Raw genomic sequence first — 20,419 nt, forward strand, 5'->3', positions numbered from 1 at the left:
GATGTCGGTGCCCGACGACCGCGAGCCCGCCACCATCACCCCCTACCGCGACGGCCCGCTGGTCGTGCGCGGTGACTTCCGGCTCGTGGACGCCGACGGCGTGGAGTTCGACCCCGGCCGGGACGTCGTCGCGCTGTGCCGGTGCGGCAAGTCCGGGCTGAAGCCCTTCTGCGACGGCAGCCACAAGCGGACCGGTTTCTCCGCCCCCAGCGCGCCGCGGTCGGACCGGCCCAGTCAGCGGCTGGCGGCGCTCGAGTCCGACCTCGGGGAGGACTGAGCCACGGGGCGGAGAGCCGAGCGGCCCGCCGTCCACTCCTGCAGCACCCGGGCCCCGGCTCGGGACTCCAGCTCCAGCGCGATCGCCGCACCCAGCAGGACGTCGTCCCGCAGCTCCGGTTCGGCGGCCACCAGCGAGCCGCACATGTCGACCGAGGCGACCTGCTCGTGCACGGCGTCGGCCTCGACGTGCTCGTCGTAGAACAGCGTGGCGTCGTCGCCCTTGCCCAGCCGGCGCAGCCCGGAGGCGTACCGGCGGCTGGGCGCGGTGGAGGTCATCTCGACCAGTGCGAGGTGGCCCACGACGGCCCCGCGCAGCCGCCGGTGCAGGCCGAGGAAGCTCATCGCGTTCAGCGTGGCCAGCACCTCGGCGGGCGCGGCGTCCACGTGCGCGCCGTGGGTGTCGTCGAGGTCGAAGGTGCGCATCAGCCGGGCGAACAGCGCCGAGTGCATGCGCACGGGCGACCCGCCGCCGTACTCGTCGGCCTGGATCTCCACCAGCGCGGCCTTGGCCCGCCCGGCGATCCGCGGGATCGCCCAGGTGTGCGGGTCGGCCTCCTTGAGGTGGTAGACCGAGCGCAGGGTGAGGAACTCCGCCCACTGCTCCTCGTCGGCCTGCTTGGCCATGTGGCCCGACAGCGACGGGCCGTCGTCGGCGGCGACCATCGCGGCCAGCTGCCGGTCGACCGTGCCCTCGGGGCAGGCCCGCACCCAGGGTGCGGCGGCGTCGCGGAGGGCGGCCTCGAACGCGCGCTCCAGGACCGCGCGCAGCGCGAGCAGCTGCGGGTCCCACTCCCAGCGGTCGTCGACCTCGTCGAAGCCGCGGTAGTGCAGCTCGTAGCAGGTGTAGAGGGCGACCTGCAGGTCGTCGTCGGCCAGCGGCACCGGGGAGGCGGCGGCCTGGTCGGCCAGCGCGAGGGTGGCCGGGCGCAGCGTCCCGGAGGTCAGGTCGGCGCAGAGCGCTTCGGACAGCGGGCCGCGCGGGGTGGGGAGAGGCACCGTGGTCCCATGCCCGGGGGCGGGGGATCCGGAACCTCCCCGGACGAGGGGACCGGGCGGCTCAGGAGGCCAGGCGGAGAGCCTGCCGCCGGCGGACGGGACGGACGGCGAACCGCTCGTCGGCCAGGGTGGTCTCCAGGCACGGGCCGGTCATCGAGCAGCGGGCGGGACCGCACGCGCACTCGCTGAGGGCCAGCAGCTCGGGACGGCTGCTGCGCGTGGCGGTGCGGGTCATTCCTAGCTCCTCGTGGTTGGGTGTGCACACGAAGTTACCGTCTGGGGACTTGTCGACTCATCGGCAGACACTGCCCAGCCTCGGACGCAGGTCGGTCGAGTCGTGCCGTCGACCTGGACGCGTCCCCGGGGCGCCGTCCACCCCTCACCGTGCCGACTCACCAGGTGTCGAACGCCGCCGCCATCCGGGCCTGCTCCTCGAGCACCTCGTCCATCCGCGCCTGGACCGCACCCAGCCGGCCGATCTCCGTGCTGGTGGCCAGGATGCCGTCGGCGACCGTGCGGGTGGTCTCCTGCATGCCGGTGATCTGGTCGGCGACCCGCTTGGTCGCCCCGGCGGTCTCCCGGGCCAGCTCCTTGACCTCGTTGGCCACCACGGCGAACCCGCGGCCCAGCTCGCCGGCGCGGGCGGCCTCGATGGTGGCGTTGAGGGCCAGCAGGTTGGTCTGGTCGGCGATCCGGCTGATGATCGCGATGACCTCGCCGACCGCGGCCGAGGCCTGTGCCAGGGCGTCGACCTCGGTGGTCATCGACGAGGCCTGCGCGACCGCGGCGGCGGCGACCCGGCCGGCGTCGTGCCCGGCCTCCCGCAGCCGCGAGATCGTCTCCGACAGCGCGCGGGCGTTGGCGGCGTCGTCCTCGACCCGGCGCAGCACCTCCAGGCGCTGGGAGACCAGCTGGGCCACGTTGCGCAGCGCCGAGGCGCGCGACTCCGACAGCGCGATGGTCTCGGTGCTGAAGAAGTCCATCGTCCCGATGACCTCGCCGCCCACCAGGACCGGGAAGCAGACGCCCGACCGGACGCCGGCGCGCTGGGCGGCGGGGGCCCGCACGCAGTCGGTGATGTCGGCGAGGTTGGGCACGAAGACCAGGTCGCGGGCCCGCCACGCCCGCCCGGACAGGCCCACCCCCTCGGCGAAGCTGGCGGCCAGGGTGACCTCGCGGAACTCCGGCCCGGCCGAGCCGGACTCGAACTCGAACCGCAGCACCCGCTCGACCGGGTCCATCGCCCAGTACGAGCCGTAGGCCCAGCCGAAGGCGGTGCGCACCGTCTCCAGCGCGACGTGCAGCGCGCTGGCCCGGTCGGTCGCGGCCGCGACGCTGGTGACCACCTCGGTCACCGCGCCGCGGTCGTCCACGGTCTCCTGCAGCTGGGCTGCGGCCAGCGCCGCGCGGCGGGCGTGGGTGGCCAGCCGGCTCAGCGTCTGCCACTTCTCGGTGCGGCCGCCGAAGAAGGGCAGCTCGGCGGCGCTGTAGTACTCGTGCAGCGCGACCACCCGGTCGTCCTCGACCAGCGGGATGACCGCGCCGTGCCGGGCACCGGCCCGGGCCGCGGCGGCCCAGCGGAGGCAGACGGTGCGGTCGCTGCCGGCGTCGACCAGGACCGGGCGGCGGGTGCGGATGGCCTGGCCGGTGTAGCCGACGTCGGCCCGCTCGCGCTGCCCGACGGTGCCGGGGGCGGCGGCCATGGCGCGGGTCATCGGCCCGGCCTCGCTGACCAGCACCACGTCGTCGCCGTGGACCATCCAGGCCGCGCCGTAGGACAGCTCCAGCGAGCCCACCAGCGAGGTGACGATCTTGACGTGCCCGTCGGTCTCGCTCGAGATGCCCGCGTCGAGGACCTCGATGACCTTCTCGATCGCCTCGACGTCGTGCGGCACCACGGGAGCCGTGGAGGAGACCGGGGCGGAGCTGCGGAACACGGGGTCCTCCTGCGGACGTCGAGCGGTACCCGATCTATCGGCAGGATCAGTTCCGTTTCGGTCGGCCCCGGGACGACGACGGCCCCCGACCTCGGGGAGGTCGGGGGCCGTCGGGACGACGTGGATCAGATGTCGTAGTACATCGCGAACTCGTGCGGGTGCGGGCGCAGACGGATCGGGGTGATCTCGTTCTCCCGCTTGTACTCGATCCAGGTCTCGATCAGGTCGGAGGTGAACACGCCGCCGTCGAGCAGGTAGTCGTGGTCGACCTCGAGCCGGTCGAGGACGGCGTCCAGCGACGCGGGCACCTTCTCGATGCCCAGGGCCTCCTCGGGCGGGAGCTCGTAGAGGTCCTTGTCCACCGGCGCCGGCGGCTCGATCTTGTTCTTCACGCCGTCCAGGCCGGCCATCAGCATGGCCGAGAACGCCAGGTAGGGGTTGGCCGACGGGTCGGGCACCCGGAACTCGATGCGCTTGGCCTTCGGGTTGTCGCCCGAGATCGGGATGCGGGTGCAGGCCGACCGGTTGCGTGCGGAGTAGACCAGGTTGATCGGGGCCTCGAAGCCGGGCACCAGGCGGTGGTAGCTGTTCACCGTGGGGTTGGTGAAGGCCAGCAGCGACGGGGCGTGCTTGAGCAGGCCGCCGATGTAGTGGCGGGCCATGTCCGACAGGCCCGCGTAGCCGGTCTCGGCGGCGAACAGCGGCTGACCGTCCTTCCACAGCGACTGGTGGCAGTGCATGCCCGAGCCGTTGTCGCCGAACAGCGGCTTGGGCATGAAGGTGGCGGTCTTGCCGTGCGCCCAGGCGGTGTTCTTGATGATGTACTTGAACAGCATCAGGCTGTCGGCCGAGCGCAGCAGGGTGTCGAACTTGTAGTTGATCTCGGCCTGCCCGCCGGTGCCCACCTCGTGGTGGCCGCGCTCGAGCTCGAGGCCCGCGTTGGCCAGGTTGGTCATCATGGCCGCGCGCAGGTCGCTCTGGTGGTCGGTCGGCTCGACGGGGAAGTAGCCGCCCTTCATCCGGGTCTTGTAGCCCAGGTTCGGGCCCAGCCCGTTCTCCCCGCTCAGCGAGCCGGTGTTCCAGGAGCCCTCGACCGCGTCGATGTGGTAGTAGCCCTCGTTGATCGCGGTGTTGTGGCGCACCGAGTCGAAGACGTAGAACTCGGCCTCGGGGCCGAAGTAGGCGGTGTCGGCGATGCCGGAGCTGGCCAGGTAGGCCTCGGCCTTCTTCGCCACGTTCCGCGGGTCGCGGGAGTAGGACTCCCGGGTGATCGGGTCGTGGATGAAGAAGTTGACGTTCAGCGTCTTGTAGGTGCGGAACGGGTCCACGAAGGCGCTGTTGGCGTCGGGCAGCAGCAGCATGTCCGACTCGTTGATGGCCTGGAAGCCGCGGATCGAGGAGCCGTCGAAGCCGAGCCCGTCGGTGAAGGTGTCCTCGCCGAAGGTCTCCGCCGGGATGGTGAAGTGCTGCATGACGCCGGGGAGGTCGCAGAACCGGACGTCGACGAACTTGACGTCGTTGTCCTGGATGTACTTCGTGACCTCGTCGGGAGAGTTGAACATCGATCCTCCGGGAGTGGGCGGACGGCCGAGCCGGAACCTACGAGCGGGCGGTTGCCCGCCGGTGTCCCGTGTGTTTCCGATCCGTTACAGCGGCCCCGGCGTGTCGCGCGCCTAGGCTGGCGGCATGGCCGGGGACGAGAGCACACCCTCCCAGAGCCGCGCCCGGGGCGCGGCGCTGGGGCTGCCGGCCGAGGGCCCGGGCTCGATCGCACCCTTCGGCACCCGTGCGGTCGCCTTCGTCGTCGACGTCCTGGTGGCCGCGGTCGTGGCCGGGCTGGTCCTGCAGCGGCTGCCGCAGAACTGGAGCCTGCTGGCCTTCGGGCTGATCACCGTGGTGTCGCTGGTGCTCGTCGGCCGCACGCCCGGGCACGCCCTGCTGGGCCTGCAGCTGGCGCACCCCCGGCCGGGCGAGCGGGTCGCGGTCTGGCGGGCCGTCGTCCGCACCGCGCTGCTGGTGGTGCTGGTGCCGGCGCTGGTCGTCGACGGCGACGGCCGCGGTCTGCACGACCGGCTCACGCAGACCGCGGTCATCCGCCGCGTCTGATCCCTACGCCCGGGCGGCGTGCACCGCCTCGGCCAGCCGCCGGACGCCGTCCTCGACGTCGTCGACCTGCACCGCGGAGTAGGCCAGCCGGAAGGAGTTCTCGCCGCCCTCGAGCAGGAAGTCGGTGCCGGCCACGATGGCCACGCCCCGGTCGGCGGCCTCGGTGACGATGCGGGCGACGTCGTGCCCGGCGTCGGCCGGCAGCGAGACCCACAGGAAGTACCCGCCCTCGGGACGGCGGAAGGTGGCCTCGGGCAGGTGGGTGCGCAGCGCGGCGTCCAGCGCGCCGACCCGCTCGGCCAGCGCGGACTTCACCCGCTCCAGCGCCGCGGGGAACCGCTCGCCGGTGAGGTAGGCGTGCACGATGCCCTGCGCCACCATGTTCGGGGCGATGTAGGTGTTGGTGGCCCGCACCCGGACCTTCGCGATCAGCGCCGGCGGGCCGACCAGGTAGCCCACCCGGATGCCGGGGCAGATGGTCTTGGAGAACGAGCAGGCGTAGACCACGTGCTCGCTGGCCGCGCCGCCGTCGAGCTCCAGCATGCGGGGCAGCGGCTCGCCGCTGAACCGGACGTCGACGTAGGGGTCGTCCTCGAAGACCAGGAACCCGTGCTCGCGGGCCAGCTCCAGCAGCCGCTCCCGCTTGGCCAGCGAGAGCGTGTAGCCGGCCGGGTTCTGGAAGGTGGGGATGACGTGCGCCAGCGCCGGGCGCAGGCCGCCCTCCAGCAGCTGCGCGACCTCGTCGACGGCGATGCCGTCCTCCTCGAGGGTCACCAGCCGGACGTCGGCGCCGCGCTGGCGCAGGCCCAGCAGGGTGCGGTCGTAGGTGGGCCGCTCGGCCAGCACCGCCGTGCCCGGGGTGACCAGCTCGTCGAACAGGAACGCGTCGGCCTGCATGGAGCCGTTGGTGACCAGCACGTGGTCGACCGGGACACCGTGCTTGTCGGCGATCCACTGCCGCAGCGGCGGGTAGCCCACCGCGGTGCCGTAGCCGGTCATCCCGGCCGGGTCGGCGGTGAAGGCGTCGACGGCGGCCTGCTTCAGGCCCTCGACGTCGACGATGTCGGTGGACGGCGCGCCACGCGCGAAGGAGACCGGACGGACGGCGGGGGAGCTGCTCACGGCGGACAGTCTCCCCGACGGCCCGCCCCGGTGCTCCCGGTGGTGCCCGCCGTCAGCGGCGGCGCATCTGCCGCTGGCTGACCGTCATCTGCCGGCCGCCGGGCATGGGCCCGCCGGGGATCGGCATCCGGGCGCCGCCCAGGGCGTTCATCCGCTTGCCCAGGCTGTTGACCTCGGCACCGTCGAGGTTGCGCGGCAGCTTCATGACGTGCGACGAGAGCTTCTTCAGCGGGACCTGGCCCTCGTCGTCGCCGACGGTGATGTCGTAGATCGGGGTGTCGCCGACGACCTTGGCGATGCGCCGCTTCTCCTGCGCGATGAGACCGCGCACCCGCTGCGGGTTGCCCTCGGCGACCAGGATGATGCCGGGGCGGCCCAGCACCCGGTGGACGGCGTCCAGCTGCGGGGTGCCGGCGACGCCGGAGGAGACCCGCCAGTCACCGCGCATGCCCTCGAGGACCCACGCGGCGGCGCCGGGCTGGCCCTCGACCTGCCGGTAGGCCGACCCCTGCGCCCGGCGGCTGAACACGACGAGCGCGGCGAGGGCACCCAACAGGATCGCGATGGGGAGGAACAGCAGCGGCGCGCCGAACAGGATGGCGACCAGCTCCACCACCGCGGCGACGGCCACGAAGGCGATGAGCATGTACCAGGGCAGCTTGGGGTCGTTCCTGTAGGTGAGCTTGTAGGCCTGCCCGACCTGCTTGAGGGTCGTCTTGACCTTCGTCAGCCGGCCGACCTTGGGCTTGCCGTCCTTGCCCACCTTGGCCGCCGTCGAGCCCTTCCCCTGCTTGGTCGCGGGGGCGGGGGCGTCTGTGGACTTGCTGCGGGCCATGCCGCCCAGGATAGGCCCGGGGTCGGCCGGGGGGTCTCAGCTGGTCGGCGCGAGCCCGCGGGCGGCGATGGCCTGCTGGTAGAGGCGGCCGGCGCGGTAGGAGCTGCGGACCAGCGGACCGCCGAGCACCCCGGCGAACCCGATCTCCTCGGCCTGGGCCGAGAAGTCGACGAACTCCTGCGGCTTGACCCACCGCACGACGGGGTGGTGGCGGGGGCTGGGGCGCAGGTACTGGGTGATGGTGAGCAGGTCGCAGCCGGCGTCGTGCAGGGCCTGCATGGTCTCGGTGACCTCGTGCGGCTCCTCGCCCATGCCCAGGATCAGGTTGGACTTGGTGACCAGACCGGCCTCGCGCGCGGCGGTGATGACCGCCAGCGACCGCTCGAACCGGAAGCCGGGGCGGATCCGCTTGAAGATGCGCGGCACGGTCTCGACGTTGTGCGCGAGCACCTCGGGCCGGGAGGAGAAGACCTCGGCGAGCTGGTCGGGGTCGGCGTTGAAGTCGGGGATGAGCAGCTCGACGCCGCAGCCCTCGATCTGGGCGTGGATCTGCCGGACGGTCTCGGCGTACAGCCAGGCGCCGCCGTCCTCGAGGTCGTCGCGGGCGACGCCGGTGACGGTGGCGTACTTCAGCTGCATGGTGGCGACGCTCTCGGCGACCCGGCGGGGCTCGTCGCGGTCGAACTCCGCGGGCTTGCCGGTGTCGATCTGGCAGAAGTCGCAGCGCCGGGTGCACTGGTCACCGCCGATGAGGAAGGTGGCCTCGCGGTCCTCCCAGCACTCGTAGATGTTGGGGCAGCCGGCCTCCTCGCACACGGTGTGCAGGCCCTCGCGCTTCACCAGCGACTTGAGGTCGGTGTACTCCGGGCCCGTGCGCAGCCGGGTCTTGATCCAGTCGGGCTTGCGCTCGATCGGGGTCTGGGAGTTCCGCACCTCCAGGCGCAGCAGCTTGCGCCCGGCCGGCTCGATCGTCGCGCTCATGATCCCCACGGTACGCGCCGAGGGGGCGCCCCGGCGGTCGGCCGGGACGCCCCCTCGGGTCGTCGTGCTGGTGCTGGTCAGCCTTCGCGGCCCAGCGGCGGCTTGTTCAGCGTCTCCTCGGTCGGGACCGGGTTGACCTGGGGCGCGGCGTCGGGCGAGGTCGACTGGGCGTCGTGGTGCTTGCCGTCGCGCCAGCCGAGGTCGGTGCTCTCCGGGGTGGCGTCGCCGGGGGCGTCCTCGGCGGTGGAGACGGCCTGGCCGCCCTCGGTGGGCTCGACCGACTCGTCGGCGGGGGTGCTGGGGCTGCTGGGCACGGGGTCCTCCCGGTAGGTGGGCACCGGGCCGTCGCCGGTGGGGGCGGGGGTCCACGGGTCGTCGGCCGCGGTGGCCCGGCGGACGACGGCGAAGGCCACCCCGCCGACGCCGAGGGCGACCAGCAGCCAGGGCCAGCGACGCGGCTTCTTCTCGATGCCGACCCGCTGCGCGAGCTCGTGGGTGGTGGACAGCGTCTGCTTGCGCGCGTCCTTGGTCGCCTTGGCCGCGGTCCTGGCCAGCTCCTTGCGGCGCTTCTCGGCCTTCTTGGACAGCTTGTCGGCCTTCTTGCCGACCGCCTTGCGGTTGGCCTCGGCGGCGGCGCGCAGCTCGGCGACCCGGGCCGCCGCGACGTCGCGGGCGGCCTCGGCGGCGGCCACGGCGTCCGAGCGCCCGGCCTTGACCTGCTTCGTGGCGACCTTGGCCCTCTTGGCGGCCTCCTTGCGCGCCGCACGGGTCCGCTTGCCGCCCTGCTCGGCGGCGGTGGCCACGGTGCCGCCGACGGCGGCCGCGGCGGTGCCGAGCTCGCCGCGCGCGGACTCCAGGGTGGCCACGACGGACTCGCGCGCCTGGGCCAGCGCCGGGACGACGGTGCTCTGCACGCGGGGGACGACGTCCTTCTCCAGCGTCTTCTGCGCGTTCTTGACCGCGGCCTCGACCCGGGGGGCGGCGGCGTCGCGGGCGTCGGCGAGCTTGGGCCCGGCCGCGGCGACGGCGGTGGCCACACCCGCGGCGGCTGCCTCGCGGGCGGCCTCCAGGCGGGGGACGACGTCCTTCTCGTAGACCTTCTGCGCGTTCTTCAGCTGGGGGGCCAGCGACTTCTGCGCGTTCTTCAGCTGCGGCTCGAGCGCGTCGCGGGCGGCCTCCAGCTTCGGGGCGACGGCGGCGACGGCGGCCTCCACGCGGGGAGCGACGTCCTTCTCCAGGGTCTTCTGCGCGCTCTTCGCCGCGGCCTCGTAGCGCGGGCCGAGGTGCTCGGCGGTGGCCCGGCCGGCCTCGCTGACCGCCGAGCCGATGTGCGCGAGGCCCTCCTGCAGCTCTTCGCCGATGACCTGGGCATGGCTCTTCTTGCGGAACACCTACGCACCTCCGGGTTGATCGTCTCGGGCCATCCTGCCCGCATCGGTCCCGGGCCACACCCCGAGACCGCCACCTGTGACCTGCGGCTCGGCGCCGGGCCTGCCAGCCTGGGCCGCATGCAGCTGCGCGTGTTCACCGAGCCCCAGCAGGGCGCCACCTACGACGACCTGCTGGCCGTCGCCCGGCGGGCCGAGGAGACCGGCTTCGACGCCTTCTTCCGGTCCGACCACTACCTGGCGATGGGCGGGGACGGCCTGCCCGGGCCCACCGACGCCTGGCTGACGCTGGCCGGGCTGGCGCGGGAGACCAGCACGATCCGGCTGGGCACGCTGATGACCGCGGGCACCTTCCGGCTCCCCGGCCCGCTGGCGATCTCGGTGGCCCAGGTCGACCAGATGAGCGGCGGCCGGGTGGAGCTGGGCCTGGGGTCGGGCTGGTTCGAGGCCGAGCACACCGCCTACGGCATCCCGTTCCCGTCGCTGGGGGAGCGGTTCGACCGCTACGCCGAGCAGCTGGCGGTCATCACCGGGCTCTGGTCGACCCCCGCGGGGGAGACCTTCTCGTACGCCGGTGAGCACTACGCCGTGACCGACTCCCCGGCGCTGCCCAAGCCGGTGCAGGACGGCGGCATCCCGGTGCTGGTCGGCGGCCGGGGGGCCAAGCGCACCCCCGCGCTGGCCGCCCGGTACGCGACCGAGTTCAACACCCCGTTCGTCCCCGCCGAGGACGCCGCCGGGCTGTTCGACCGCGTCCGCGCCGCCTGCGCCGACGCCGGCCGCGACCCGGCCACCATGACGATGAGCTCGGCGCTGGTGCTGTGCGTCGGGGCCACCGACGCCGAGCTCGCCCGCCGCGCGGCGTCCATCGGCCGGGACGTCGACGAGCTGGTGGCCAACGGCGTGGCCGGTTCCCCGGCGCAGGCGGTCGACACCCTGGGCCGGTTCGCCGAGGCCGGCGCCGGCCGGGTGTACCTGCAGGTGCTCGACCTCGCCGACCTCGACCACCTCGACCTGGTCGCCGCCGAGGTGGCTCCGCAGCTGCGCTGAGTCAGCCGAGCGGGGTCCACCGCCACCCCGGGTGGTGGCCCCCGCCGTGCTCGACCTGGTAGCCCCGGCCGCAGGCGGTGCAGACGCAGACGCCGTCGTCGACCCGCTGGCGCTCGTCGGTCGCCGTGCCCTCGACGCGGACGTGCCCCCGCGCCTGCTCGCGCTCGGGCTCGGGCTCGTAGCAGCTGTCGCCGGGGTAGCAGGTGCACAGGCACTCGCCCCGGCCGAGGGTGCGCGCCCGCTCCAGGGCCGAGGCGAGGTGGCCGGCGTCCGGGGCCGGCGCCCCGCCGAGGCGCAGGCCCGCGGTCGCCGACTCGATCGCCGGCAGCGCCGTCAGCACCGGGGTCAGGACGGCGGGGTCGCGGGTGCCCAGCACGGTCCACGCCGCGCCGACGACGCGGGCCGGGTCGCGGGACAGCACGTCCTGCACGACGGGCGAGCGCAGCGCCTCCTCCTCGGCGCCGGGCGGGCCCATTCACCGGGCGGGGAGCACCAGCACGAGGAGCCGGTCGTCGTGCGGGGCCGACGCGGTGGAGTCGAGCAGCAGGACGGCGTCCCCGTCGTGCCGCCACCAGTCGGCCGTGGTGGTGTCGATGGAGCGCAGCAGCCGTGCCACGGTGCGGTGCCGGTCGTTCTCCCGGCCCCCCGCCGGGCGGTCGACGTGGAACTGCAGGCGAGGGCCCCACCGCTCGTCGAGCAGCGGCCGCAGCCGCCGGGCGAGGGCCGTGGCCGCCTTCCCGGCCCGGTGCGCGAGCGGCAGGGCGTGGAACAGCCAGGTGGTCTCGCCCTCCAGGCCGGAGAGCTCCCAGGCCAGCTCCTCGTCGCCCTCGGGCCAGGGCAGGTCGAGCATCTGCTCGACGACCCGCACGGTCGTCGAGGGCGGGGCGTCGACGACCGTGTCGGGGTCGGCGTCGCTCACCCGGACAGCGTGCCGGACGGGCCCGCCCCCACGGAACGGGCCCGCCCGCACCGGCGTCAGGGCGTCCAGCGGGGGTCGCGGCCCAGCCAGGCCACCAGCGCCTCGAGCGGCGTGGCGTCCTCGGGGGCGGGCACCTCGTCGCCGAACGGGTACTCCGCGGGACGGCGTCCCGGGGGCAGGATGCGCAGCGACGGCGCGGCACCCGCGGCCACCACGTCGTCGGCCACCTCCACCGGGCGGCCGAGGGAGACCCCGAGGTCCCAGGCGTGGGTGAGGACCTCGCCGGTGTAGGTGGCCAGCAGGGCCCGGCCGGGCATCGGGCCGGCCGGGTGGGTCAGCGTGCGGTCGAGCAGTTCGGGGTCGGACCAGACGGCGAGGGCGTCGTCGGCGGCGTCGGTCAGCGCGGCGTCCACGTCGGGGACGTCGGTGGTGACGTGCGGCAGGTCGAGCGGGGCGCCACCCCGGCCCACGTGGGCCACCCGGAGGAGGACGGTCAGCAGGTGGCCGCGCAGCGTGGCCACGTCGAACTCATCGCACGGGGTGGGCCGGTGCAGGTCCTCGGCGGGCACGTGCAGGGCCACCGGCAGGGCGGCGCGCACGGCGGCGGTGAAGGCGGGGCGGGGGTCGGTGTCGGTCATGCACCCACCATCGGGGGTGAAGTGGCCACCTCCTGGCCACTTCTGCGGGCAGAATTCGGTCCGTGCGCGCCGACCGGTTGATCGCCGTCCTGCTGCTCCTGCAGCGGCGCGGCACGGTGACGGCCGGCCAGGTGGCCGGCGAGCTGGAGATCTCCCCGCGCACCGCCCGCCGGGACCTGGAGGCGCTCGCGCTGGCCGGGGTGCCGGTCTACAGCACCGCGGGCAAGGGCGGCGGCTGGTCGCTGGTCGGTGGGGCGCGCACCGACCTGACCGGGCTCACCGAGGGCGAGGCCCGCGCGCTGTTCCTGGGCACCGGGGTCGGGGACACCCCGGCGGCCCGCGCGGGGCTGCGCAAGCTGCTGGCCGCACTGCCCGCGCAGTGGCGCGCCGACGCCGAGCGGGCCGCCGACGCCGTCCTGGTGGACGCCGCCTCCTGGGGCGCCGAGCCGCAGCCCGAGCCGCCGTCCCTCGCCGTCCTGCTGCGCGCGGTGGTCGACGGCGAGCAGGTCGAGCTCGACTACCGCAGCCGCGGCACGGCCAGCACCCGCACCGTCGACCCGCTGGGCCTGGTGAACAAGGACGGCCGCTGGTACCTGCTCGCCGGCACGCCGGCGGGGGAGCGCACCTTCCGGCTGGACCGGGTGGTCGCCGCCTCGCCGACCGGGGCACCGGCCCGCCGTCCCGAGGGCTTCGACCTGCGCCGGGCGTGGGCCGCGCGGCGCGGGGAGTTCGAGCAGCAGCGGCACGTCGAGCGCACCCGGGTGCTCGTCGAGCCGGCCGCGCTGCCGCGGCTGCGGTGGCTGCTGGCCCACCGGCTGGTCGAGGTGGGCGAGCCGGGCGCGGACGGCCGGGTGCCCGCCGTCGTCCTGGGGCCGGTGGCCGAGGTGGTCGCCCTGGAGCTCGCCGGCTTCGGCGACCGCGTGGAGTTCACCGACCCCGCCGCCCGCGCGCAGCTGGCCCGGCTGGCCGCCGAGCTGCATTCCCGGTACGGATCCGGCCCGGGTGCGGGGTAACCTCGCGGTGTGACCGGTGGCCTGCTCCTTCCGAGGCCGTGCTGACCCGCTCCCCGCACGTCAGCACGGCGACCCCTCCTGCGTGAGGGGTTTTTTCATGCCCACCACCGGCAGCGACACCCAGGAGCCGAAGACGATGAGCGAGACCGTCCCCCCGCACCGGTACACCCCGGAGCTGGCCCAGCAGATCGAGCTGGCCTGGCAGGACCGGTGGGAGGCCGAGGGCACCTTCGCCACGCCCAACCCCACCGGGACGCTGAGCGGGGGGTTCGACCGCGTCGCCGACCGGCCCAAGGCCTTCCTGATGGACATGTTCCCCTACCCCTCGGGGGCGGGGCTGCACGTCGGGCACCCGCTGGGCTACCTGGGCACCGACGTCACCAGCCGCTTCCTGCGCATGGACGGCCACAACGTGCTGCACCCGATGGGCTACGACGCCTTCGGCCTGCCCGCCGAGCAGTACGCCGTGCAGACCGGCCAGCACCCCCGGGTGACCACCGAGGCCAACATCGCGGCCATCTCCGCGCAGCTGCGCCGGCTGGGCGTCGACCACGACCGTCGCCGCACCTTCGCCACCATCGACCCGGGCTACTACAAGTGGACCCAGTGGATCTTCACCCAGATCTTCGGTGCCTGGTTCGACGACGTCGCCGGCAAGGCCCGCCCGATCGAGGAACTGGTCACCGAGCTGGACGCCGGGACCCGGCAGCCCGCCCCCGGCACCCTGCCCGACGGGACCTCCTGGGCCGATCTCGACGAGGTCGGGCGGCGCCGGGTCGTCGACGCGCACCGCCTGGCCTACCTGAACCAGGCCCCGGTCAACTGGTGCCCCGGGCTGGGCACGGTGCTGAGCAACGAGGAGGTCACCGCCGACGGGCGCTCCGAGCGCGGCAACTTCCCCGTCTTCCGGCGCCCGCTGACCCAGTGGATGATGCGGATCACCGCCTACTCCGAGCGGCTGCTGGCCGACCTGGACCGGCTGGACTGGTCGGACTCCCTGAAGCAGATGCAGCGCAACTGGATCGGCCGTTCGCGCGGTGCCCGGGTCCGGTTCGGCGACGTCGAGGTGTTCACCACCCGCCCGGACACCCTGTTCGGCGCCACCTACCTGGTGCTGGCCCCCGAGCACCCGCTGGTCGCCTCGCTGACCGCGTCGGCCTGGCCCGACGGCACCGACCCGCGCTGGACCGGCGGCGCCGGCACCCCGGCCGAGGCGGTCGCGGCCTACCAGCTGCAGGCCTCGCGCCGCTCCGAGCTGGACCGGCAGGCCGAGGGCCGGGAGAAGACCGGCGTGTGGACAGGCTCGTACGCGACCAACCCGCTGACCGGCCGCGAGCTGCCCGTCTTCGTCGCCGACTACGTGCTGACCGGCTACGGCACCGGCGCGATCATGGCCGTGCCCGGCGAGGACACCCGCGACTTCGAGTTCGCCGACGTGTTCGGCCTGCCCGTGGTGCGCACCGTGCAGCCGCCGGAGGGTTTCGAGGGCGGGGCGTACACCGGCGCCGGCCCGATGATCAACAGCTCGAACGAGCACGTGCAGCTGGACGGCCTGGACAAGGCCGAGGCCATCGCGGCGGTCACCGACTGGCTGGTCGCGCACGGGCACGGCGAGTCCACCACCACCTACAAGCTGCGCGACTGGCTGTTCAGCCGGCAGCGCTACTGGGGAGAGCCGTTCCCGGTCGTGTACGCCGTCGACGGCCCGGACGCCGACCTGCCGGTCGCCGTCCCCGCCGACCAGCTGCCCGTGCTGCTGCCCGACGTCGACGACTACTCCCCGACGACCTTCGCCGACGACGACGCGACGTCCTCCCCGGAGCCGCCGCTGTCGCGGGCCACCGAGTGGACGACGGTCGCGCTGGACCTGGGCGACGGGCCGCGCCGCTACCGCCGCGAGACCAACACGATGCCCAACTGGGCCGGGTCGTGCTGGTACTACCTGCGCTACCTGGACCCGGCGAACGACGAGCAGTTCGTCGACCCGGAGCTGGAGGCCTACTGGATGGGGCCGCGCTCCGAGGGCGACGTCGGCGGCGTCGACCTGTACGTCGGCGGCGTCGAGCACGCGGTGCTGCACCTGCTGTACGCGCGCTTCTGGCACAAGGTGCTGTTCGACCTGGGCCACGTGTCCTCGGAGGAGCCGTTCCGCCGGCTGGTCAACCAGGGCTACATCTCGGCCTACGCCTACACCGACGCGCGCGGCTTCTACGTGCCCGCCGCCGAGGTCGTCGAGAAGGACGGCGCCTTCTTCTTCGAGGGCCAGCCGGTCAACCGCGAGTACGGGAAGATCGGCAAGAGCCTGAAGAACATGGTGACCCCCGACGAGATGATCGGGGCCTACGGCGCGGACACCTTCCGGGTCTACGAGATGTCCACCGGGCCGCTGGAGCAGTCCCGCCCGTGGGAGACCAAGGCGGTCGTGGGCTCGCAGCGGCTGCTGCAGCGGATCTGGCGCGTGGTCGTCGACGAGGAGACCGGGGAGGTCCGGGCCGCCGACGTCGAGGTCGCCTCCGAGACGCTCAAGGTGCTGCACCGGGCCGTCGACGGCGTCCGCGACGGCATGACCACGCTGCGGTTCAACATCGCCATCGCCCGCACCACCGAGCTGACCAACCACCTGACCCAGGTGTACGGCCAGTCCGGGCCGGTGCCGCGGCAGGTCGCCGAGTGGCTGACCCTGCTGGTCGCGCCGCTGGCCCCGCACCTGGCCGAGGAGCTGTGGTCGCGGCTGGGCCACCAGGGGTCCTCGGCGTGGGCCCCGTTCCCGGTGGCCGACCCCGCCTACCTGGTCGACGACACCGTGCAGATCGCGGTGCAGGTCAACGGCAAGGTGCGGGCGCAGCTGGACGTGCCCGCCGACGCCGACGCCGCCGCGCTGGAGGCCGCCGCGCTGGCCGACGCCCGGATCGCGGAGCTGCTGGCGGGCAAGACGGTGCGCAAGGTGGTCGCGGTGCCCGGCCGCCTGGTCAACGTCGTCGCCGGCTGAGGCCCGGCCCCCGCAGCGTTGATCAGGGGGGTTGATCGATGTCCGTCCTCCTGCACGAGATCTGGCGCAGGAGGACGGACGTTATTGCAGGAGGTCAGGCGGGGGAGATGCGGATGAGCGCCCGGCGCTCGCGGCGGCGCAGGATCCCGACCAGGCGCCCGGCGCCGTAGGTGATCCGCCACTGCCAGCCGTAGCGGCGGGCCAGCGCCGCCAGGGCGGGCTGCCACTCCCCGGGCGGCAGCAGCCGGGCCTGCGCCTCGACGGCCTCGCCCTGCAGGTTCCCGCGCACGTCGCAGGGCGCGACGGTCACCCGGCTGGTGTGCCGCAGCCGCTTGACCTTGCCCGAGTCGGCGCGCGTCCAGACCACGAGGTCGCCCCCGTCGGGTGCGGCCCACACCGGGGTGGGGACGGCGACGCCGGACCTGCGGAACGTCGTCAGGCTGACGTACCGGCTGTCGGGCAGCGCGCTCACGACGCGGGGACGGCGGTGAGCACCGCCCGCATCTCCTCCTCCACGGCGTCGACCACCTCGGCGACCGGGACGTCGCGGCCCAGCTCGGCCGACAGCGAGGTGACCCCGGCGTCGGTGATGCCGCACGGGATGATGCCGCCGAACCCGGCGGTCAGGTCGGGGTCGCAGTTGAGCGCGAAGCCGTGCATGGTCACGCCCCGGGAGACCCGCACCCCGATGGCGGCGATCTTGCGGTCGGGCTGCGGGCCGACGCCGGGCTGGTAGCCGGCGCGCACCCAGGCCCCGCTGCGGCCCTCGACCTGCTCGGCGGCGACGCCGAACCGGGCGCAGACGGCGATCAGCGCGGTCTCCATGCGGCGGACGTGGGCGACCACGTCGACCGGGTCGGGCAGCGTGACGATCGGGTAGCCCACCAGCTGCCCCGGCCCGTGCCAGGTGATCTTGCCGCCGCGGTCGACGTCGACGACCGGGGTGCCGTCCTGCGGGCGCTCGTGCGGCTCGGTGCGCTTGCCGGCGGTGTACACCGGCGGGTGCTCCAGCAGCAGCATCGTGTCGGGGCCGGTGCCGGCGACGACCTCGGCGTGGATCGCCCGCTGGCGGTCCCACGCCTCCTGGTACTCGACGAGACCGGCCCGCACCACCCGCAGTTCGCTCACCACCCCAGCCTATGCCTGCCCGGCGCCCGGGCGGAGGCGTCGCAGGACCGCGCGGGCGGTGCGGGCCCCGCTGGCCATGGCGCCCTGGATCGAGGGCGTGTCCCGGTGGTCGCCGCAGACGAACAGGCCGCCGCCGAGGTCGACCGGCCGGCGGTGCTGCAGCGGCGGGACGGCGGCGGGCTGCGCGCCGGTGACGGTGACGCTGGTCAGGTGCTCCAGGTCGGTGGCGGCCACGCCCTGCGCCCTCGCCACCTCCTCGCGCACGTCGGCCTCGCGGGTCGGGGCAAGGGTCGAGCTGGCCACCAGGGCCCGGCCGTCGGGGCTGTAGGCGGGCTGGGCGTCGGAGACGACGACCGAGTTGACCAGCTGCCCACCGGGCTCACCCAGCACCACCAGCGGCACGCCGCGGGGTGACGTGTCGAGGACGTGCAGGTGCGTGGTGACCTGCCGCGGTGCCGACGCGCCGACCGGGGGCAGCAGCCGGGACGCGGTGCCCGGGTCGGTGGCGACCACGACCGCGTCGGCCCGGGTGCTTCCGGTGGTGGTGCGCACCTCGTCACCGGCCACCCCGGTCACCTCGGTGCCCCAGTGCCGGGCGGCGGCGGGCAGCCGGTCGGCCAGCTGCTCGCCCACGGCCTGCATACCGCGCGCGGGCAGCCCGATCCGGCCACGGACGAAGCTGCGCCACACCAGGTCCAGGTAGCGGCTCGAGGTCTCCAGGCCCGACTCCAGCAGCACGCCGGACAGGAACGGCCGGAAGAAGCGCTCCATCGCCGCGTCACCGACCCGCGCGGCCCGCAAAGCCTGCTCGGCGGTGCGCTCCGGCGCGGCCAGCAGCCGCTCGACCGGCGCGTAGCCGGCCCGCGCCGAGAACAGCCCGATGGCCGCCTCGTGCAGCAGGCCGCCCAGCGGCGCCCGCACGGTGTCCACGACCGCGGTGGGGTGCTTGCGGGGGTCGACCACCCGGTGCTCGCGGCCGTCGTGCCGGACCACCGCGCCGGTCCAGAACCAGCCCAGGTCCAGCGCCGCCAGGTCGAGGTCGGCGGCCACCCGCGGGTAGCCGGTGTTGAGCACCTGGAAGCCCCGGTCGACGGTGAACCCGTCGACCACCTGCGTGCTCAGCCGCCCGCCCGGGTGGTCGGCGGCGTCGACGACGTGCACCTCGGCCCCCGCGGCGGCGAGCCGGACCGCCGCGGACAACCCCGCCAGCCCCGCCCCGACGACGACGACCTCGGCACGCGGTGGGAGTGGCATGCCGCTGAACCTAGGCGGGTGCAGCGACGCGGACCTGTCGGGGCTGTGGACGACCGCCGGCCTGTGGACGACGCCGGTCGCCGTCGTCGCGGCGCCCTACCGTGCCGTCCGTGCCCGATCGAGACCCGTCGACCGCCCCGGACCGCTGCCCGGTGGTGCCCGGCTACGTGCTCGAGGAACGGCTGGGGCGCGGCGGGTCCGGCGAGGTGTGGCGGGCCCGGCCGCGCCGCGGTGGCCTCCCGGTGGCGGTCAAGGTGCTGCACCGGGGCGACCCGGAGCAGCAGGTGCGCGAGGCCGGGCTGCTGGCCAACCTCGACCACCCGCACCTGGTCCGGCTGCACGAGGTGGTCCGGCGCCGCACCCGCGACGGGGAGCAGGTCGCGCTGGTGCTCGACCTGCTCGCCGGCGGCAGCCTGGCGGACCTGCTGGCTGCCCGGGGGCGGCTGCGGCCGGGGGAGGTGGTCACCGCGGTGGCACCCGTCGCGGCGGCCCTCGCCCACCTGCACGACCGCGGCATCGTGCACGGCGACCTGTCGCCGGGGAACGTCGTGCTCACCGCGGAGGGCCGCCCGGTGCTCACCGACCTCGGTGTGGCCCGCGCAGTGGGGGAGCAGGGCAGCGGCGAGGTCACCCCGCCCTACGTCGACCCGGTGGTCGCGCGGGGCGGTGCGCCGGGACCGGCGTCGGACGTGTTCGGTGCCGCGGCGGCGGCCTTCCACGCCCTCACCGGGATCCCGCCCTGGAACGCCGCGGGGCCGGGGCAGACGGTGGTGGTGGCTGCGGCCGGCGAGCTCCCCGACCTGGCGCTGCTCGCCCCGGGGGCGCCGGCGGAGCTGGTGGCGGTGGTGCGGCGGGGGCTGTCCCCGCACCCGCACCTGCGGGGCACCGCGGCGGCCTTCGCGCTGGACCTGCGGCACGCCTGCCGGCCCGAGCGCATCGCCCTGCCCGCACCGGGGGTGGACCGCGCGGCGCTGGCCCGGACCGGCCACGTACCGCGCACCGAGCTGACCCACCAGGTCCGGCGACCCGCGGGTGCGCACGCCGCGCCGCCCCCGGTTCGCCGCTGGGCGGGATGGTCCGGGCGGGTGGCGGCCCGGGTCCCGGTGCGGGAGGGCGGGCCGGCCCGCGCGGCCCGCCGCGCCCTGGTGGTCACCGCGGTGCTCGCCGCGCTGGCGGGGTCCGGGTGGCTCGGCGTGCAGTGGGGCCGGGGCGCGGACGCCGGGGCGGTCCCCGCCGCGCGCACCGCCCCGGCTGCGTCGCCGACCGCGCCCACCCCGGCGCCTCCGTCCGGGGCGGTGACCGGCACGCCGGCCGGGCCACCCGGCAGCCCGGACCCACCGGCCCCGGTGCCCGCGGACGGGGCGCCGGTCGTCGACGCAGACTCGACGATCGCGCCTACCGACCCGGCGGGGTGGGCGCGGCTGGTGGGCGAGCTCTACGCGCGCCGCGCGACGGCGCTGGCGGAGGGCGACCCCGCGGCACTGGACGGCGTGTACGGCTCGGCCGGGCCGCTGCTCGACACCGACACCGCCTGGGTGGCGGCCCTGGCCGCCGCCGGGCAGCAGGTGGTCGGGTTCGCGCCGGAGGTGGTCACCGTCGGGGCGGTGACCCCCGTCGACGGCGGGGTGCGCGTCGCGCTGGTCGACCGGGTGCCGGCCTACCGGGTCGGGTCAGCGGCGGGCGAGCAGGCCGTGCCCGGCCGGGGCGACCGGCCGGTGCTGCTCACCCTGCTCGCGACCCCGGCGGGCTGGCGCATCGGCGCCGCGGAGCTGACCGGGTGAGCG

The 20,419-nt window shown here is 75.0% G+C and carries 20 protein-coding genes; 6 read left to right on the plus strand and 14 right to left on the minus strand.

All coding sequences use genetic code 11. The features are described from left to right. Position 1 precedes the first annotated feature (1 nt). Positions 2-277, plus strand: coding sequence for a CDGSH iron-sulfur domain-containing protein (locus BM158_RS17260; RefSeq protein WP_091562236.1), 276 nt, complete (start codon positions 2-4; stop codon positions 275-277). Here the strand turns inward: BM158_RS17260 and BM158_RS17265 are convergent. The 4 genes from BM158_RS17265 to glnA all read right to left on the minus strand — a co-directional run bounded on the left by BM158_RS17265 (position 235) and on the right by glnA (position 4,774). After that, entirely contained in the window at positions 235-1,275 is a 1,041-nt protein-coding gene (locus BM158_RS17265; RefSeq protein WP_091562239.1) for an iron-containing redox enzyme family protein, read from the minus strand. The two genes, BM158_RS17260 and BM158_RS17265, sit on opposite strands and share 43 nt — an antisense overlap. A gap of 61 nt (positions 1,276-1,336) precedes the next feature. Then, on the minus strand, positions 1,337-1,510 hold the full coding sequence (locus BM158_RS21875; RefSeq protein ID WP_165628999.1) for a hypothetical protein: 174 nt from the start codon (positions 1,508-1,510) through the stop codon (positions 1,337-1,339). Positions 1,511-1,667: 157 nt separating this feature from the next. After that, positions 1,668-3,212 carry a methyl-accepting chemotaxis protein gene (locus BM158_RS22750; protein WP_091562241.1) on the minus strand — a complete coding sequence of 515 codons (1,545 nt, stop codon included), beginning with the start codon at positions 3,210-3,212 and terminating at the stop codon, positions 1,668-1,670. Between the two features lie 125 nt (positions 3,213-3,337). After that, positions 3,338-4,774: a type I glutamate--ammonia ligase gene (gene glnA / locus BM158_RS17275; protein WP_091562243.1), complete on the minus strand. Its 1,437-nt coding sequence runs from the start codon at positions 4,772-4,774 to the stop codon at positions 3,338-3,340. A gap of 124 nt (positions 4,775-4,898) precedes the next feature. Here glnA and BM158_RS17280 point away from each other — a divergent pair, with 124 nt between their 5' ends. Then, on the plus strand, positions 4,899-5,318 hold the full coding sequence (locus BM158_RS17280; RefSeq protein ID WP_091562245.1) for an RDD family protein: 420 nt from the start codon (positions 4,899-4,901) through the stop codon (positions 5,316-5,318). Positions 5,319-5,321: 3 nt separating this feature from the next. Here the strand turns inward: BM158_RS17280 and BM158_RS17285 are convergent, their stop codons facing one another. The 4 genes from BM158_RS17285 to BM158_RS17300 form a co-directional block, all read right to left on the minus strand. Next, entirely contained in the window at positions 5,322-6,440 is a 1,119-nt protein-coding gene (locus BM158_RS17285; protein WP_091562248.1) for an aminotransferase-like domain-containing protein, read from the minus strand. A 52-nt stretch (positions 6,441-6,492) separates the two neighbouring features. Beyond that, positions 6,493-7,275: a DUF4191 domain-containing protein gene (locus tag BM158_RS17290; RefSeq protein ID WP_091562250.1), complete on the minus strand. Its 783-nt coding sequence runs from the start codon at positions 7,273-7,275 to the stop codon at positions 6,493-6,495. Positions 7,276-7,311: 36 nt separating this feature from the next. Then, positions 7,312-8,256: a lipoyl synthase gene (gene lipA / locus BM158_RS17295; RefSeq protein ID WP_091562252.1), complete on the minus strand. Its 945-nt coding sequence runs from the start codon at positions 8,254-8,256 to the stop codon at positions 7,312-7,314. Positions 8,257-8,333: 77 nt separating this feature from the next. Continuing rightward, on the minus strand, positions 8,334-9,647 hold the full coding sequence (locus tag BM158_RS17300; protein ID WP_091562255.1) for a hypothetical protein: 1,314 nt from the start codon (positions 9,645-9,647) through the stop codon (positions 8,334-8,336). A gap of 117 nt (positions 9,648-9,764) precedes the next feature. Here BM158_RS17300 and BM158_RS17305 point away from each other — a divergent pair, with 117 nt between their 5' ends. Further along, positions 9,765-10,694 carry an LLM class F420-dependent oxidoreductase gene (locus tag BM158_RS17305; protein ID WP_091562258.1) on the plus strand — a complete coding sequence of 310 codons (930 nt, stop codon included), beginning with the start codon at positions 9,765-9,767 and terminating at the stop codon, positions 10,692-10,694. A gap of 1 nt (position 10,695) precedes the next feature. Here BM158_RS17305 and BM158_RS17310 read toward each other — a convergent pair whose 3' ends face one another. Genes BM158_RS17310 through BM158_RS17320 form a run of 3 tightly spaced genes read right to left on the minus strand, consistent with a single transcriptional unit; the run spans position 10,696 to position 12,251 of the window. Further along, complete coding sequence (locus BM158_RS17310) at positions 10,696-11,169, minus strand: hypothetical protein (protein ID WP_091562262.1); 474 nt, start codon at positions 11,167-11,169, stop codon at positions 10,696-10,698. Next, positions 11,170-11,613, minus strand: a complete 444-nt coding sequence (locus tag BM158_RS17315; RefSeq protein ID WP_091562266.1) for a hypothetical protein — start codon at positions 11,611-11,613, stop codon at positions 11,170-11,172. Between the two features lie 56 nt (positions 11,614-11,669). Continuing rightward, entirely contained in the window at positions 11,670-12,251 is a 582-nt protein-coding gene (locus BM158_RS17320) for a TIGR03086 family metal-binding protein (protein ID WP_091562269.1), read from the minus strand. Between the two features lie 62 nt (positions 12,252-12,313). On the opposite strand from BM158_RS17320, the gene BM158_RS17325 reads away from it, so the two are divergent. Both BM158_RS17325 and leuS read left to right on the plus strand, forming a co-directional pair. Then, the gene (locus tag BM158_RS17325; RefSeq protein ID WP_091562273.1) at positions 12,314-13,264 is read left to right on the plus strand and encodes a helix-turn-helix transcriptional regulator; all 951 of its coding nucleotides are present in this window, start codon (positions 12,314-12,316) and stop codon (positions 13,262-13,264) included. Between the two features lie 97 nt (positions 13,265-13,361). Beyond that, positions 13,362-16,253, plus strand: a complete 2,892-nt coding sequence (gene leuS, locus BM158_RS17330; protein ID WP_207506717.1) for a leucine--tRNA ligase — start codon at positions 13,362-13,364, stop codon at positions 16,251-16,253. Between the two features lie 94 nt (positions 16,254-16,347). Here the strand turns inward: leuS and BM158_RS17335 are convergent, their stop codons facing one another. The 3 genes from BM158_RS17335 to BM158_RS17345 are packed head-to-tail and all read right to left on the minus strand — an operon-like array spanning position 16,348 to position 18,635. Then, positions 16,348-16,725 (minus strand): PPOX class F420-dependent oxidoreductase, encoded by a 378-nt coding sequence (locus BM158_RS17335; RefSeq protein ID WP_091562277.1) that lies wholly within the window; start codon positions 16,723-16,725, stop codon positions 16,348-16,350. After that, positions 16,722-17,381 carry a lipoyl(octanoyl) transferase LipB gene (lipB, locus tag BM158_RS17340; RefSeq protein WP_091562280.1) on the minus strand — a complete coding sequence of 220 codons (660 nt, stop codon included), beginning with the start codon at positions 17,379-17,381 and terminating at the stop codon, positions 16,722-16,724. The genes BM158_RS17335 and lipB overlap by 4 nt, the downstream gene beginning before the upstream one ends. Before the next feature lie 9 nt (positions 17,382-17,390). Then, positions 17,391-18,635, minus strand: a complete 1,245-nt coding sequence (locus BM158_RS17345) for an FAD-dependent oxidoreductase (RefSeq protein ID WP_091562284.1) — start codon at positions 18,633-18,635, stop codon at positions 17,391-17,393. A gap of 110 nt (positions 18,636-18,745) precedes the next feature. Between BM158_RS17345 and BM158_RS17350 the strand changes: the two genes are divergently transcribed. Then, positions 18,746-20,416 carry a serine/threonine-protein kinase gene (locus BM158_RS17350; RefSeq protein WP_091563283.1) on the plus strand — a complete coding sequence of 557 codons (1,671 nt, stop codon included), beginning with the start codon at positions 18,746-18,748 and terminating at the stop codon, positions 20,414-20,416. Positions 20,417-20,419 lie beyond the last annotated feature (3 nt).

The organism is Klenkia taihuensis (genome assembly GCF_900112525.1).
GTDB classification, from domain to species: Bacteria; Actinomycetota; Actinomycetes; order Mycobacteriales; family Geodermatophilaceae; genus Klenkia; species Klenkia taihuensis.

Bases quoted from the DNA above. Each gene is read 5' to 3' on its own strand.
- BM158_RS17260 (WP_091562236.1), top strand. From the start codon at position 2: ATGTCGGTGCCCGACGACCGCGAGCCCGCCACCATCACCCCCTACCGC.
- BM158_RS21875 (WP_165628999.1), bottom strand. From the start codon at position 1,510: ATGACCCGCACCGCCACGCGCAGCAGCCGTCCCGAGCTGCTGGCCCTC.
- glnA (WP_091562243.1), bottom strand. From the start codon at position 4,774: ATGTTCAACTCTCCCGACGAGGTCACGAAGTACATCCAGGACAACGAC.
- BM158_RS17280 (WP_091562245.1), top strand. From the start codon at position 4,899: ATGGCCGGGGACGAGAGCACACCCTCCCAGAGCCGCGCCCGGGGCGCG.
- BM158_RS17290 (WP_091562250.1), bottom strand. From the start codon at position 7,275: ATGGCCCGCAGCAAGTCCACAGACGCCCCCGCCCCCGCGACCAAGCAG.
- lipA (WP_091562252.1), bottom strand. From the start codon at position 8,256: ATGAGCGCGACGATCGAGCCGGCCGGGCGCAAGCTGCTGCGCCTGGAG.
- BM158_RS17305 (WP_091562258.1), top strand. From the start codon at position 9,765: ATGCAGCTGCGCGTGTTCACCGAGCCCCAGCAGGGCGCCACCTACGAC.
- BM158_RS17310 (WP_091562262.1), bottom strand. From the start codon at position 11,169: ATGGGCCCGCCCGGCGCCGAGGAGGAGGCGCTGCGCTCGCCCGTCGTG.
- BM158_RS17320 (WP_091562269.1), bottom strand. From the start codon at position 12,251: ATGACCGACACCGACCCCCGCCCCGCCTTCACCGCCGCCGTGCGCGCC.
- leuS (WP_207506717.1), top strand. From the start codon at position 13,362: ATGCCCACCACCGGCAGCGACACCCAGGAGCCGAAGACGATGAGCGAG.
- BM158_RS17345 (WP_091562284.1), bottom strand. From the start codon at position 18,635: ATGCCACTCCCACCGCGTGCCGAGGTCGTCGTCGTCGGGGCGGGGCTG.